At 72.4% G+C, this 13,277-nt stretch carries 15 protein-coding genes; 14 read left to right on the forward strand and 1 reads right to left on the reverse strand.

Annotated elements, in window-relative coordinates:
* The first annotated feature begins 138 nt into the window (after positions 1–138).
* From ACOJV9_RS00320 to hemB, 10 genes are all read left to right on the forward strand, one after another.
* Entirely contained in the window at positions 139–336 is a 198-nt protein-coding gene (locus ACOJV9_RS00320; protein WP_420183753.1) for a helix-turn-helix domain-containing protein, read from the forward strand.
* Between the two features lie 193 nt (positions 337–529).
* Complete coding sequence (locus ACOJV9_RS00325; RefSeq protein WP_003792170.1) at positions 530–628, forward strand: 30S ribosomal protein bS22; 99 nt, start codon at positions 530–532, stop codon at positions 626–628.
* Between the two features lie 150 nt (positions 629–778).
* Positions 779–1,825 carry an NAD-dependent epimerase/dehydratase family protein gene (locus ACOJV9_RS00330; protein ID WP_420183189.1) on the forward strand — a complete coding sequence of 349 codons (1,047 nt, stop codon included), beginning with the start codon at positions 779–781 and terminating at the stop codon, positions 1,823–1,825.
* Positions 1,825–3,333, forward strand: a complete 1,509-nt coding sequence (locus ACOJV9_RS00335) for a lysophospholipid acyltransferase family protein (protein ID WP_420183190.1) — start codon at positions 1,825–1,827, stop codon at positions 3,331–3,333. The genes ACOJV9_RS00330 and ACOJV9_RS00335 overlap by 1 nt, the downstream gene beginning before the upstream one ends.
* A gap of 13 nt (positions 3,334–3,346) precedes the next feature.
* Positions 3,347–3,607 carry a glutaredoxin family protein gene (locus ACOJV9_RS00340; protein WP_420183191.1) on the forward strand — a complete coding sequence of 87 codons (261 nt, stop codon included), beginning with the start codon at positions 3,347–3,349 and terminating at the stop codon, positions 3,605–3,607.
* A 166-nt stretch (positions 3,608–3,773) separates the two neighbouring features.
* A complete protein-coding gene (locus tag ACOJV9_RS00345) occupies positions 3,774–4,466 on the forward strand; it encodes a redox-sensing transcriptional repressor Rex (protein ID WP_420183192.1) in 693 nt (230 codons plus the stop codon).
* Complete coding sequence (locus tag ACOJV9_RS00350) at positions 4,463–5,788, forward strand: glutamyl-tRNA reductase (protein ID WP_420183193.1); 1,326 nt, start codon at positions 4,463–4,465, stop codon at positions 5,786–5,788. The genes ACOJV9_RS00345 and ACOJV9_RS00350 overlap by 4 nt, the downstream gene beginning before the upstream one ends.
* On the forward strand, positions 5,785–6,729 hold the full coding sequence (gene hemC, locus ACOJV9_RS00355; RefSeq protein ID WP_420183194.1) for a hydroxymethylbilane synthase: 945 nt from the start codon (positions 5,785–5,787) through the stop codon (positions 6,727–6,729). Before ACOJV9_RS00350 ends, hemC begins: the two co-directional genes overlap by 4 nt.
* Positions 6,730–6,732: 3 nt before the next feature.
* Positions 6,733–8,355 carry a bifunctional uroporphyrinogen-III C-methyltransferase/uroporphyrinogen-III synthase gene (locus tag ACOJV9_RS00360; RefSeq protein ID WP_420183195.1) on the forward strand — a complete coding sequence of 541 codons (1,623 nt, stop codon included), beginning with the start codon at positions 6,733–6,735 and terminating at the stop codon, positions 8,353–8,355.
* A gap of 11 nt (positions 8,356–8,366) precedes the next feature.
* Positions 8,367–9,344, forward strand: a complete 978-nt coding sequence (gene hemB, locus ACOJV9_RS00365) for a porphobilinogen synthase (RefSeq protein WP_420183196.1) — start codon at positions 8,367–8,369, stop codon at positions 9,342–9,344.
* A gap of 80 nt (positions 9,345–9,424) precedes the next feature.
* Here the strand turns inward: hemB and ACOJV9_RS00370 are convergent, their stop codons facing one another.
* Complete coding sequence (locus ACOJV9_RS00370; RefSeq protein WP_420183197.1) at positions 9,425–9,967, reverse strand: YceI family protein; 543 nt, start codon at positions 9,965–9,967, stop codon at positions 9,425–9,427.
* A 147-nt stretch (positions 9,968–10,114) separates the two neighbouring features.
* Here ACOJV9_RS00370 and ACOJV9_RS00375 point away from each other — a divergent pair, with 147 nt between their 5' ends.
* From ACOJV9_RS00375 to ACOJV9_RS00390, 4 genes are read left to right on the forward strand one after another with little or no spacing between them, the layout of a single operon-like run.
* The gene (locus tag ACOJV9_RS00375; RefSeq protein WP_420183198.1) at positions 10,115–10,609 is read left to right on the forward strand and encodes a MarR family winged helix-turn-helix transcriptional regulator; all 495 of its coding nucleotides are present in this window, start codon (positions 10,115–10,117) and stop codon (positions 10,607–10,609) included.
* Between the two features lie 16 nt (positions 10,610–10,625).
* Positions 10,626–11,963 carry a glutamate-1-semialdehyde 2,1-aminomutase gene (gene hemL / locus ACOJV9_RS00380; protein WP_420183199.1) on the forward strand — a complete coding sequence of 446 codons (1,338 nt, stop codon included), beginning with the start codon at positions 10,626–10,628 and terminating at the stop codon, positions 11,961–11,963.
* Between the two features lie 35 nt (positions 11,964–11,998).
* A complete protein-coding gene (locus tag ACOJV9_RS00385) occupies positions 11,999–12,655 on the forward strand; it encodes a histidine phosphatase family protein (RefSeq protein ID WP_420183200.1) in 657 nt (218 codons plus the stop codon).
* Positions 12,652–13,269: a TlpA family protein disulfide reductase gene (locus ACOJV9_RS00390; protein WP_420183201.1), complete on the forward strand. Its 618-nt coding sequence runs from the start codon at positions 12,652–12,654 to the stop codon at positions 13,267–13,269. The genes ACOJV9_RS00385 and ACOJV9_RS00390 overlap by 4 nt, the downstream gene beginning before the upstream one ends.
* Positions 13,270–13,277 lie beyond the last annotated feature (8 nt).

The raw sequence follows: 13,277 nt of genomic DNA on the forward strand, positions 1-13,277 counted from the left end.
TCGACTGGACGCGGCAAACATTCCGCTCCAGCGACTTCCCCAATGGTCACACCAGCCCCTATGGTTGCTTCTTGCAGCCCGTAGATGACCGCCGACGGGGAAGTCGGCGATGCGAGCATGCAGAAGATCGAGGTGGAGATGTCCCACGAACGTCTTGCCGAGGCGCGGTTCCTGACCGTCGCCGAGGTGGCCTCGATCATGCGCGTGTCGAAGATGACCGTCTATCGCATGGTCCACGCGGGCGAGCTCCCCGCAGTGCGTGTCGGTCGGTCCTTCCGGGTTCCCGAGGACGAGGTGCAGAAGTATCTCCGGGACTCCTACATGGGCACCGCGTGAACGAGTAGGGATCTGCGACGAGGGCCGGGCCGGCATGGCCCGGCCTTCGTCGTGTGCGGACCCGTTTGGGCGCGCGGGCCCGGCGCCGGTAGGGTTGGCCCCTGACACACGCGCGCCGGTCGGCCGCGCCGGCCGACCAGCAGCTGCTGGTCCACGTCGTTCGTAAGCATTTTCTCCACAGCAAGGACTGCTCATGGGTTCAGTGATCAAGAAGCGCCGCAAGCGCATGGCGAAGAAGAAGCACCGCAAGCTGCTTCGCAAGACGCGCCACCAGCGCCGCAACAAGAAGTGACGCGTCCCTGACGCGACCGACGGCCCCTGCCACTCGTGGCGGGGGCCGTCGGTCGCTCCGGGGTGACCGCCCTCTCCATGCGTTTCCGCGACCCGTCGGCGGCAAGTAGGGTCGGGCTCGACACAACCGACGTGAAGAGAGGCAGTGTCCGTGGGCCAGGTGGTGCTCGTGACGGGGGTCTCCCGCTACATCGGGGGCGTGCTCGCCCGGAGGCTCGCGGCCGACCCCTCCGTCGACAGGGTCATCGGCGTCGACGTCATCCCTCCGCCCCGTGATCTCGGCCGCGCCGAGTTCGTGCGCGCCGACATCCGCAACCCGATGATCGGCAAGGTCATCGCCCAGGGCGACGTCGACACGGTGGTGCACGCCAACGTCATCGCGACGCCGACCTTCGCCGGGGGACGCACCCCGCAGAAGGAGATCAACGTCATCGGCACGATGCAGCTGCTCGCTGCGTGCCAGAAGGCCTCGACGGTCAAGCGGCTCGTCGTGAAGTCCACCGCCGCCGTCTACGGCTCGACCCCGCGCGACCCGGCGATGTTCACCGAGGAGATGTCGGCCAAGCGGCTGCCCTCGTCGGGCTTCGGCAAGGACTCGATCGAGGTCGAGGGCTACGTGCGCGGCTTCGCCCGACGCCGGCCGGACGCCGAGATCCTCACGCTGCGCTTCGCCAACATCATCGGTCCGCGGATCCGCACCTCGATCACCGACTACTTCAACCTGCCGGTCATCCCGATCCCGCTCGGCTACGACGCCCGCCTCCAGTTCTTCCACGAGGACGACGCGATCGCTGCCCTGGTGCGTGGGGTCACGGGGTTGACGACCGGAGTGGTCAACCTCGCCGGCGACGGCGTGCTCACCGTGACGCAGGCCGCGGGGCTGGTGCGACGGCCCTACGTCATGGTGCCCATGGCCGCGGCCGGACCGCTCGGCGGACTCGGCAAGCGCTTCGGTCTCGTCGACTTCAGCCCCGACCAGATGTCGTTCCTCGCGTTCGGCCGGGGCATGGACACGACCGTGATGCGCGAGAGCTTCGGCTTCATGCCCACGTTCACCACCCGCGCGGCCTTCGAGGACTTCGCCCGCACCGTGACCCCGGTGCTGCCGTCGCTCGACGCGGCGTCCGCTGCGGTCGGCGGGCTCGTCGGTGCCGCCCAGCAGGTCCTGGGTGTCTCGACCCGGGGGAGGAGGCACTGATGGCGACGAAGAAGACCGCGGCGAAGACGTCAGCCCCGACCAAGCCCGCGAAGGGAACAGCCACCGAGGCGGCAGCCACCAAGGCGACCCCCGCCGAGACGGCGGCCACCAAGGCGACCCCCGCCGAGACGGCGACCGCCAAGACGGCGAAGACGGCGAAGACGGCGAAGACGGCGAAGACGGTGGAGGCCAAGCGGGCCAGTGCCCCCCGCAGGACGTCGTCCGTGGCCGCCGGCGCCGCCCGGGCCTCCGGTGAGCGCGCCCGCCGCCGCTCCACCCCGCTGCTGTCCACGGCACCCGTCGAGGCGACCCCGGGGACGGCTGCCACCCCGGCACCCGCCGCTGCCGAGAGCCCTGCGTCGGCGCCGCGCACCGCGCACCGCCCCAGCCCGACCGCCCGAGGCACGGCCTCGACCAAGGCGACCCGGCAGGCCGGCATACGACCGCAGAGCCCGCGCGCCAGGCGAGCGGCGGACGAGGCCGCCCGGCGCCACCTGCGCGTGGCTGCCGTGCCCGACCCCGTGCCCGCCCCGGCAAAGCGAACCCCCTCCCCGGACCCGACGGCCACGCAGACCGACATGGCCCTGCCGGTGCCCGGCATCGAGGAGCTGCTGAGCGCGTCGATCGCCGCCATGCGCATCGCCGCGCAGGGCGCCGGGGTCTCGCCGGAGGAGATCGAGCGCCGCATCGCGTCGGCGCTCGCGTTCCTGCGCCGCCGGATCGAGGGCGACTACTCGGTCGACGAGTTCGGCTACGACGAGCACTTCGCCGAGAACGTCATCTTCCCGCTGCTGCGACCGATCTACCGCAGCTGGTTCCGGGTGGAGGTGCGTGGCCTCGAGAACATCCCCGCCGAGGGTGGTGCGCTCATCGTCAGCAACCACTCCGGCACGGTCGCGCTCGACTCGCTCATGGTCGCCCAGGCCCTGCACGACGAGCACCCGCAGCACCGGATCATGCGGGCGCTCGGCGCGGACCTCGTCTTCCAGACGCCGTTCATCGGCACCATGGCCCGTCGCGGAGGCTCGACCCTCGCGGCGCAGTCGGACGTCGAGCGGCTGTTCGCCAAGGGCGAGCTCGTCGGGGTCTTCCCCGAGGGCTTCAAGGGCGTCGGCAAGCCGTTCAAGGAGCGCTACAAGCTGCAGCGCTTCGGCCGGGGCGGCTTCGTGTCGGCCGCTCTCAAGGCCGGCGTGCCGATCATCCCCACGTCCGTCATCGGCGCCGAGGAGACCTATCCGATCCTCGGCAACATGAAGACGGTGGCGCGCCTGCTCGGCATGCCCTACGCGCCGATCACGCCGACGTTCCCGCTGCTCGGACCGCTCGGGCTGATCCCGCTCCCTAGCAAGTGGATCATCGAGTTCGGCGCACCGATCGACACCTCGAGCCACGGCGAGTCGGCCGCGGACGACCCGATGCTCGTCTTCGACCTCACCGACCAGGTGCGCGAGACGATCCAGCAGACCCTCTACTCGCTGCTCATGCAGCGCCGCTCCGTCTTCTTCTGACAGGCGATCCCGTATGCCGTCCGCTCCCGACCCGCGCGTCACCCTCATCGGCAAGCCCGGCTGCCACCTCTGCGAGGCCGCCCGGGCCGTCGTCGCCGAGGTGACCGCCGAGCTGGGGGAGTCGTTCACCGAGGTCTCGATCCTCGACAGCCCGGACCTCATGGCGCGCTACGCCGAGGAGATCCCGGTGACGCTGGTCGACGGGCGCCAGCACGACTACTGGCGGGTCGACCCCGCCCGGCTCCGCGCCGCGCTGGCCCGACCGCCCGCCTGACAGCCGTCGCGACGGGTCGCAGCCGGGAGTAAACGGTTGCACAGCGCGCTTGTACCAGAACCGTGCCACCACCCGGTGCGGGGGTCGGCTTGTGACTTTGTGCATGGCTTCACAAGTGCGTACGCTGGCCGGGTACCACCACTTCCAGACAGGAGCCGAAGGCCACGTGTCCGCCGACGTCGCAGCCCGCCGGGGCATCCCGGACGCGTCCGTGGCACGACTTCCCGGCTACCTGCAGGCCCTGACCAACCTCGCCGAGCGCGGCATCAGCTCGGTCAGCTCCGAGGAGCTCGCGGCGGCCGCCGGCGTCAGCTCGGCCAAGCTCCGCAAGGACCTCTCCCACCTCGGCTCGTACGGCGTGCGCGGTGTCGGCTACGAGGTGGACCGCCTGGCCTACGAGATCTCCACGGCCCTGGGCCTCACCCAGGACTGGCCTGTCGCGATCGTCGGCATGGGCAACCTCGGACGGGCGCTCGCGGCATACAGCGGTTTCGCGACGCGCGGCTTCAACGTCATCGCGCTCCTCGACCGTGACGACGCCCTCGTCGGCACGTCGGTCGGCGAGCGCGACGTGCGGCCGATGAGCGACCTCGACGACCTCGTGCGCGAGGACCGGCTCGCGATCGGCGTCATCGCCACGCCGGCCGACTCCGCCCAGGACGTCGCGGACCGCCTCGTGGGTGTCGGCGTCCGCTCCATCCTCAACTTCGCCCCCTGCGTGCTCGACGTGCCGAGCGACGTCATGGTCCGCAAGGTCGACCTGTCGACCGAGCTGCAGATCCTCGCCTTCCACGAGCAGCGCCGCACCGGTGAGCTCGACCTGGCGGCGCGCACCGATGTCGACGGAGTGGCGCTGTGAGCCTCCTCGTCCTCGGGCTGTCGCACCACGGCGCCCCCATCGAGCTCCTCGAGGCGGCGGCTCTCGACCCGCAGTCGCGCGGCCGGCTCGAGAGTGCCATCGTCGGCTCGGAGCACGTCGTCGAGGCGGTCGTCCTCTCGACGTGCAACCGCACCGAGGTCTACGCCGAGGGCGTGACCTTCCACGGGTCGCTGACGGCGGTGTCCGAGGCGCTCGCCGCGTCCACCGGTGTCCCGTTGGGCGAGCTCCAGCCGCACCTCTACGTGCACTACGAGGACCGTGGCATCGCCCACGCGTTCTCCGTCGCCGCAGGCCTGGACTCGATGGCCGTCGGTGAGGCCCAGATCCTCGGGCAGCTCCGCGCCGAGCTGAGCCGGGCGCAGCGCCGCGGCCACGTGGGCCCGGCGCTGAACACCCTTCTGCAGCAGGCCCTCCGGGTCGGCAAGCGGGTCCACAGCGAGACCGAGATCGACGAGGTGAGCCGTTCCCTCGTCAGTGCCGGGCTGGCCCTCGCCGACGACGTCGTGGGGCCGGTCGCCGGCGCCCGCGTGCTCGTCGTCGGTGCGGGTGGAATGGGGGCCCTCGCCGCCACGACGGTGACCCAGGCGGGCGCCGCGTCCGTGACCGTGGTCAACCGTGGGTTCGCCAGGGCCGAGCGGCTCGCCGAGCGCGTCGGCGGCACCGCCATCGGGTGGGAGAACCGCGCCGAGGCCCTGAGCGACGCCGACATCGTCATCTCGAGCACCGGTGCGACCGGTGTCGTCATCACCGCCCCCGACGTCGAGGCTGCCCGCCTCGAGCGTGACGGTCGCCCCCAGCTGTTCGTCGACCTCGCCCTCCCGCACGACGTCGACATCGCCGTGGCGGACCTCGACGGGGTCACCCGCATCGGGCTCGCCGAGCTGGGCGACCTGCTCAGCCGTGCCGGCGACGTCCCCCACGTCCGCGCGGCCCGCGACATCGTCACCGCTGAGGTCGCTGCCTACCTCACCGAGCGCTCGGCCGAGGCCGTGACCCCGACCGTCGCCGCCCTGCGCAGCCGCGCCAAGGAGGTCGTCGACGAGGAGATGGCCAGGCTCGAGCGCCGCACCCCCGAGCTCGCCGAGGGCGACCGCGCCGAGGTCCAGCGCGCCGTGCACCGCATCGTCGAGAAGCTCCTCCACGCTCCCACCGTGCGGGTCAAGGAGATGGCCCAGAGCGGCCAGGGCGGCAGCTACGCCAGGGCGCTGAGCGAGCTCTTCGACCTGCACCCGCACGACGTGTCCGTGGTCTCCACCCCTCCGCTGCGCGGTCCGGCCGACGACGAGGAGCAGACGCGATGACCCTGCGCCTCGGCACCCGTCGCTCCGCCCTCGCCACGACCCAGTCCACCTGGGTCGCCGACCGGCTGCGCGAGCTCGGTCACGACGTCGAGCTCGTCGAGATCACGACGGCCGGCGACCGCGACCGCACCACGCCGCTCGCGACCCTCGGCGGCACGGGCGTCTTCGTGTCGGCGCTGCGCGACGCCCTCCGCGACGGCACCGTCGACCTCGCCGTCCACTCGCTCAAGGACCTGCCGACCACGCCCGAGGACGACCTCGTGGTCGCCGGCATCCCGGTGCGCGAGGACCCGCGGGACGCGCTCGTCGCCCGCGACGGGCTCACGCTCGGTGAGCTGCCCGCCGGCGCCACCGTCGGGACCGGCTCGCCGCGCCGCCGGGCCCAGCTCGAGGCGCTCGGCCTCGGCCTCGAGCTGCGCGAGCTGCGCGGCAACGTCGACACCCGGCTCGCCAAGGTCACCGACGGCGAGCTCGACGCTGTCGTGCTCGCCCAGGCCGGTCTCTCGCGGCTGTCTCGCACGTCGGTCGTCACCGAGGTGCTCGACCCCATCCAGATGCTTCCGGCCCCCGGCCAGGGCGCCCTCGCCGTCGAGGTCCGCGCCGCCGACACCGCCACCCGCGACGCCGTCGCCGCCCTCGACGACGCGGACACCCGCGCCTGCGTGGTCGCCGAGCGCGCGGTCCTCGCCGAGCTCGAGGCCGGCTGCTCCGCACCGATCGGCGCGCTCGCCGAGATCGTCCTCGGCGACGACGGGGACGAGCTGTCCCTGCGTGCCGTCGTCGCGAGCACCGACGGCACCGGCGAGCTCCGACGCTCCGCCACCGGGCTGCCCGCCGACGCCGAGCGCGTCGGTCGCGCGCTCGCCCGACTCCTCATCGAGGACGGCGCTGCCGACCTCGCGCCCCTGAACACCGTCCACACCGAACGCCACGGAGCGTGACCAGTGAGCACCACCCGTTCGATCCGACCCACCACCGCCCGCACTCCCGCCCGCGTCGCCTTCGTCGGCGCCGGACCGGGTGACGCCGGGCTGATGACGGTGCGCGCCCTCGAGTACCTCGGTGAGGCCGATGCCGTCGTCATCGACCAGATCGCCCGCGAGGAGGTCGTCGAGCGGCACGCCCGCGCCGACGTCGAGGTCGTCGACGCCGGTCACGGTGAGCACGGGCAGCCGCTGACCCACGCCTCCCGCGCCAAGCTCGTCGTGCGCGCCGCCAAGGCCCACCCGGGTGGGCTCGTCGTGCGCCTCATGGACGGTGACCCGGCCACGTTCAACGGCCTCGCCGAGGAGGCCGCCGCCTGCGTCAAGGCCGGAGTTCCCTTCGAGGTCGTCCCCGGCGTCAGCTCGGTCAGCGCGGTCCCGACGTATGCCGGTGTCCCGCTCACGACGAGCGGCTCCCGCGGCATCCACGTCATCACCGCCGGGCAGAAGCTCAAGGACCTCGCGGTCGCCACCGACCCGTCCGTCACCGTCGTCGTCCTCGGCCAGCCCGACACCCTCGTCGGCACCCTCGAGGCGCTGCGCGAGGCCGGCCGGGCGGGCGAGACCCCCGTGGCGATCACCGAGCGCGGCACGACCGTCGAGCAGGTCACCGTCACGACGACGCTCGCCGAGGTCGCCACCGCCGCCACGTCGATCCAGTTCCCCGCCCTGGCCGTCGTCGGCGACACCGTCGCCCTGCGCGACCACCTGTCCTGGTTCGAGACCAAGCCGCTCTTCGGGTGGAACGTCCTCGTCCCGCGCACCAAGGACCAGTCCGGCCCGATGGTGCGTCGCCTCGAGCGCTACGGCGCCCGGGCCACGACGGTGCCGACCATCTCGGTCGAGCCGCCGCGCACCCCGCAGCAGATCGAGCGCGCGGTCAAGGGCCTCGTCACGGGTCGCTACGAGTGGGTCGGCTTCACCTCGGTCAACGCCGTCAAGGCGATCCGCGAGAAGTTCGAGGAGTTCGGCCTCGACGCCCGCTCCTTCGCCGGGCTCAAGGTCGCCGCCGTCGGTGGGGTCACCGCCGAGGCGCTGCGCGCGTGGGGCATCAACCCCGACCTCGTCCCCAGTGGCGAGCAGTCGGCACAGGGCCTGCTCGACGAGTGGCCGCCCTTCGACGAGCTGCTCGACCCGATCAACCGGGTCTTCCTGCCCCGCGCGGACATCGCCACCGAGACGCTCGTCGCCGGGCTCCACGAGATGGGCTGGGAGGTGGACGACGTCACGGCATACCGCACCGTCCGGGCCGCGCCGCCGGCCGCGCCGATCCGCGACGCCATCAAGAGCGGCAGCTACGACGCGGTGGTCTTCACGTCGAGCTCGACGGTGCGCAACCTCGTCGGCATCGCCGGCAAGCCGCACCCCTCGACGGTCATCGCCTGCATCGGCCCGGCCACGGCCAAGACGGCGGAGGAGTGCGGCCTGCGGGTCGACGTCCTCGCACCGGAGCCGTCCGCCGACCAGCTCGTCGACGCCCTCGCCGACCACGGTCGCTCGCTCGCGCTGACGGCCGAGGAGTCCGGTGGCGCCGCGGTGCGTCCCAGCCAGAAGCGGCCGACCGCCCGGCGTCGCGCGAAGTGACCGGAGGCCAGGTGCCCGTCAGCTCCCAGCGTCCGCGCCGCCTGCGGCAGTCGCCGGCGGTGCGGCGCCTCGTCGCGGAGACCCGGCTGCACCCGGCCGAGCTCGTCCTGCCCGTCTTCGTCCGGGAGGGCATCGACGAGCCCAAGCCCATCGCGGCCATGCCCGGCGTCGTGCAGCACACGCTCGACTCGCTCGTCGCCGAGGCGCACCGGTGCGTCGAGGCCGGCCTCGGGGGGATCATGGTCTTCGGGGTGCCCGAGGACGCGGCCAAGGACGCCGTGGGCTCCGGCGCGGACGCCGACGACGGCATCCTCAACGTCGCCCTGCGCCGCCTGGCCGACGCCGTCGGTGACGACCTCGTCGTCATGGCCGACCTGTGCCTCGACGAGTTCACCGACCACGGCCACTGCGGCGTGCTCGACGCCCACGGGCGCGTGGACAACGACGCGACGCTCTTCCGGTATGCCGCGATGGCGCTCGCGCAGGCCCGCGCCGGAGCGCACGTGCTCGGGCTCAGCGGGATGATGGACGGCCAGGTGGCCTTCGTGCGCGAGGCGCTCGACGAGGCCGGCTTCCCCGACACGATCCTGCTCGCGTATGCCGCGAAGTACACCTCCGCGCTCTACGGCCCGTTCCGCGAGGCCGTCCAGTCCTCGCTCGTCGGTGACCGGGCGACCTACCAGCAGGACCCGGCCAACTCGGCCGAGGCGCTGCGCGAGATCGAGCTCGACCTCGCCGAGGGGGCCGACATCCTCATGGTCAAGCCGGCCCAGCCGCACCTCGACATCGTGGCGCTCGCCGCCCAGACCTCGACGGTGCCGGTCGCGGCATACCAGATCTCCGGTGAGTACGCCCAGATCAAGGCGGCGGCCGAGCGCGGCTGGATCGACGGCGACCGCGCCGTCCTGGAGTCGCTGCTGCACATCCGCCGGGCCGGCGCGCAGATCATCCTCACCTACAGCGCCCTCGACGTCGCAAACCGCATCTGATTGCGAGAAACGGTCACCCCCGCCGGCCCGAAGGCCCTGCGGGGGTGACCGTTTCTCGCAATCAGTTGCGCAACAGAGCGTCAGGCCTGCTTGGCGAGCTGCACGTCGATGTTGATGGTGATCTTGTCGGAGACGAGGACGCCGCCACCCTCGACCGCGGCGTTCCAGGTGAGGCCCCAGTCCTTGCGGTTGACGGTCGTCGTGGCCTCGAAGCCGGCCTTGGTGTTGCCCCACGGGTCCTGGCCGACGCCACCGAACTCGACGTCGAAGGTCACCGGCTTGGTGACGTCCTTGATGGTGAGGTCGCCCGTGAGGGTCTCGCCGTCGAAGGAGGTCGAGCGGAAGGTCATGGCCGGGAACTGCTCGGCATCGAAGAAGTCGGCGCTCTTGAGGTGGGCGTCGCGGTCGGCGCTGCCGGTCTCGACGGAGGCGATCTGGGCGGCGACCTCGACGGAGGACTGCGTGATGTCCTCGGCGACCTCGACGGTGCCGGAGAGCTCACGGAAGCTGCCGCGGACCTTGGAGACCATGAGGTGGCGGGCGACGAACCCGACCTCGGTGTGGCTGCCGTCGATGGCCCAGGTGCCGGTGGGGAGCTGGATGGTGTCGGTGCTCGTGCTCATGGGAACTCCTGCAAGTGTGGGGGTGGTGTCGGTCAGGGGGTTCAACACCGGCCATCTTGTCAATATTTCAACCATCCGACATCTTTTCGGTGGCGGGCAATCGGCCAGGTCAGCGGTGGGGAGGCGCCGGTTCGCTAGCATGCGATCGTGAGCACAGGGGAGGAGCCGGCGGTCCGCTGGCTGTCGCACGAGGAGCAGCAGGCCTGGCGCGCCTACCTGCGGGCCCACCGTGAGCTGGAGGTGGCGCTCGAGCGTGACCTCGACGCGTTCGGCATGAGCCTTCCCGAGTACGAGCTGCTCTCGATGCTCTCCGAGCAGGACGGCGACCGCGCGCGCATGTCGGTGCTGGCCGACCTCGTCGTGCAGAGCCGCAGCCGCGTCACCCACACGGCCAAGCGGCTCGAGGCCCGGGGCTGGGTCCGACGCGAGCCCACGCCCGAGGACGGCCGGGGCGTCGCCCTCGCCCTCACGCCCGAGGGCCGCCGCACCGTCGAGAGCGCCGCGCCGATGCACGTCGAGTCGGTCCGCGCGAACTTCGTCGACCTCCTCACCCGCGAGCAGGTGTCGGTGCTCCACGACGTCTTCGCCCAGGTGCGGGCCCACCTCGTCACCGGAGCCCGGGCGGACGACGAGATCCACTGAGCAGGACAATGGACGCATGACGTCCAGCCCTGCCAGCCCTGTCACCCCCGTCGACGCCCCCGCCTCCGCCGCTCTGCTCGAGCGCGCCACGCGGGTCATCCCCGGAGGGGTCAACTCGCCGGTGCGGGCCTTCCGTGCGGTGGGCGGCACGCCGCGCTTCATCACGAGTGCCACGGGCCCGTGGCTCACCGACGTCGACGGCCGCCGCTACGTCGACCTGCTCTGCTCCTGGGGCCCGATGATCCTCGGGCACGCCCACCCCGACGTCCTCGCCGCCGTGACCGAGGCGGCCGGGCGCGGCTTCTCGTTCGGCACCCCCAGCGAGAACGAGCTGCTCCTCGCCGAGGAGATCGTCCGCCGCGTCGAGCCGCTCGAGCAGGTGCGCCTCGTCTCCAGCGGCACCGAGGCGACGATGAGCGCCGTCCGCCTGGCCCGTGGCTTCACCGGTCGCTCCGTCATCGTCAAGTTCGCCGGCTGCTACCACGGCCACGTGGACGCCCTCCTCGCCGCCGCGGGCTCCGGCGTCGCGACGCTCGCACTCCCGGACTCGGCGGGTGTCCCGCGGGAGATGACGATGGACACGGTCGTCGTGCCCTACAACGACGTGGACGCCCTCGAGGCGGTCTTCGCCGCCCGGGGCAGCGAGATCGCCGCGGTCATCACCGAGGCGGCCGCCGGCAACATGGGCGTCGTCCCGCCCGCGCCCGGCTTCACCGAGGCGCTGCGCCGGATCACCCGTGACCACGGCGCCCTGCTCATCTCCGACGAGGTGATGACCGGCTTCCGCTGCAGCCCTGCCGGATGGTTCGGTCTCGAGGGCCCGTATGCCGAGGGCGCACCCGACCTCTTCACCTTCGGCAAGGTCATGGGCGGGGGCTTCCCCGCCGCGGCCTTCGGTGGCAGCGCCGAGATCATGGGACACCTCGCCCCGCTCGGGCCGGTCTACCAGGCCGGCACGCTGAGCGGGAACCCCGTCGCGACCGCTGCCGGCCTGGCGACGCTCCGGGGCTGCACCGACGACCTCTACCCGCGGCTCGAGGCGACCGCGCGCGCCATCGCCGACGCCGCCAGCGCCGCGCTCGCCGCCGAGGGCGTCCCGCACACCGTGCAGTGGGCCGGCTCGATGTTCTCCGTCTTCTTCCGCGGCGCCCCCGTCGCGAACTACGACGAGGCACGAGACCAGGACACCGCGGCATACGGACGCTTCTTCCACTCCATGCTGGAGCAAGGGGTGCACCTGCCCCCGAGCGCGTTCGAAGCCTGGTTCGTCAGCGGCGCGCACGACGACGAGGCGGTCGGCCAGGTCGTCGTCGCACTGCCCGCCGCCGCGCGCGCCGCCGCCCACGGCGGGTGACCGGGCGCTCAGGTTCGTTTGCGACAATCGGTGCCATGACGCCCTCCCCGACCGCCGACCGCACGGTCGTGCACCTCGTGCGGCACGGAGAGGTCCACAACCCCGACCGGGTCCTCTACGGGCGGCTGCCGGAGTTCCACCTGTCGGCCCTGGGCCGCGACATGGCCGAGCTCGTCGCGACCCACCTCGCCGACCACGACGTCACGCACGTCGTCTCGAGCCCGCTCGAGCGCGCCCGCGAGACGGCCGCCCCCATCGCCGCCGCCCACGACCTCGAGGTCGAGCTCGACGCGCGGGTGCTGGAGGCGGAGAACGCCTTCGAGGGCCGCGCCGTCGCCGGGGGCAAGGGCATCTTCCGCGACCCGAAGATGTGGCGGCTCATGGTCAACCCGATGCGCCCGTCCTGGGGTGAGCCCTACGCCGACCTCGCCACCCGCATGCAGGCCGCCGTCGACGACGCGCGCGAGCGGGCCCGCGGCCACGAGGCGGTTCTCGTCTCGCACCAGGCGCCGATCTGGATGCTGCGCCTGGCGATCGAGGGCCGCCGGTTCGTGCACGACCCGCGCCGGCGTGAGTGCACCCTCGCCTCCCTGACGTCGCTGACCTACCGCGGGGACGAGCTCGAGTCGCTCGCCTACAGCGAGCCCGCCGCGTCGCTCCTCCCGCAGGCGCAGGCAGGTGCCGGGGCATGACCCGCAGACCCCTTCGGTATGCCGTGCCGCGCGCCCGCGTCGCCCTCACCTCCGCGGTCGCCCTCGTCGCGCTCGGCGGGTGCTCCTCGGACCCCAACTCCATCGCGGAGCAGGCCAAGCAGGGCGACCAGAAGGGCTACATCGCCGGCAACGGCGCCATCGAGCAGATCCCGGTCTCGCAGAGGCTCGAGCCGGTCACCCTCGCGGGCGAGACCCTCGACGGGCGGCGCTGGTCCAGCGAGTCCGAGCGCGGCAAGCAGGTCGTCGTCGTCAACATGTGGGCGTCGTGGTGCGGACCCTGCATCAAGGAGATCCCCGACCTGCAGCAGGTCTGGACCGACGTCCGGGCCGACGGCAAGCCGGTGCAGTTCATGGGCATCAACTTCCGCGAGGGCCCCGACCGGGGTGCGGCGCTCGCCGAGGAGCAGAAGATGACCTACCCCAGCCTCACCGACGAGGCGGGCACCCTCATCCTCGCGTTCGGTCGCCAGGCCCCGACGACCACGCCCTCGACGCTCGTCCTCGACCGTGAGGGCCGGGTCGCCGCCCGCGCCAACGGCGTCGTGTCGCAGACCACCCTGCAGGGCCTCATCGACGACGTTCTCGCGTCCTGACCCTCGCC

The sequence above is a fragment of the Knoellia terrae genome, from assembly GCF_048606435.1.
GTDB lineage: Bacteria > Actinomycetota > Actinomycetes > Actinomycetales > Dermatophilaceae > Knoellia > Knoellia terrae.

Excerpts from the sequence above, each read along its gene's own strand:
- ACOJV9_RS00385 (WP_420183200.1), top strand. The coding sequence starts at position 11,999 with ATGACGCCCTCCCCGACCGCCGACCGCACGGTCGTGCACCTCGTGCGG.
- ACOJV9_RS00370 (WP_420183197.1), bottom strand. The coding sequence starts at position 9,967 with ATGAGCACGAGCACCGACACCATCCAGCTCCCCACCGGCACCTGGGCC.
- ACOJV9_RS00390 (WP_420183201.1), top strand. The coding sequence starts at position 12,652 with ATGACCCGCAGACCCCTTCGGTATGCCGTGCCGCGCGCCCGCGTCGCC.
- ACOJV9_RS00325 (WP_003792170.1), top strand. The coding sequence starts at position 530 with ATGGGTTCAGTGATCAAGAAGCGCCGCAAGCGCATGGCGAAGAAGAAG.
- ACOJV9_RS00335 (WP_420183190.1), top strand. The coding sequence starts at position 1,825 with ATGGCGACGAAGAAGACCGCGGCGAAGACGTCAGCCCCGACCAAGCCC.
- hemL (WP_420183199.1), top strand. The coding sequence starts at position 10,626 with ATGACGTCCAGCCCTGCCAGCCCTGTCACCCCCGTCGACGCCCCCGCC.
- hemC (WP_420183194.1), top strand. The coding sequence starts at position 5,785 with ATGACCCTGCGCCTCGGCACCCGTCGCTCCGCCCTCGCCACGACCCAG.
- ACOJV9_RS00320 (WP_420183753.1), top strand. The coding sequence starts at position 139 with ATGTCCCACGAACGTCTTGCCGAGGCGCGGTTCCTGACCGTCGCCGAG.
- ACOJV9_RS00340 (WP_420183191.1), top strand. The coding sequence starts at position 3,347 with ATGCCGTCCGCTCCCGACCCGCGCGTCACCCTCATCGGCAAGCCCGGC.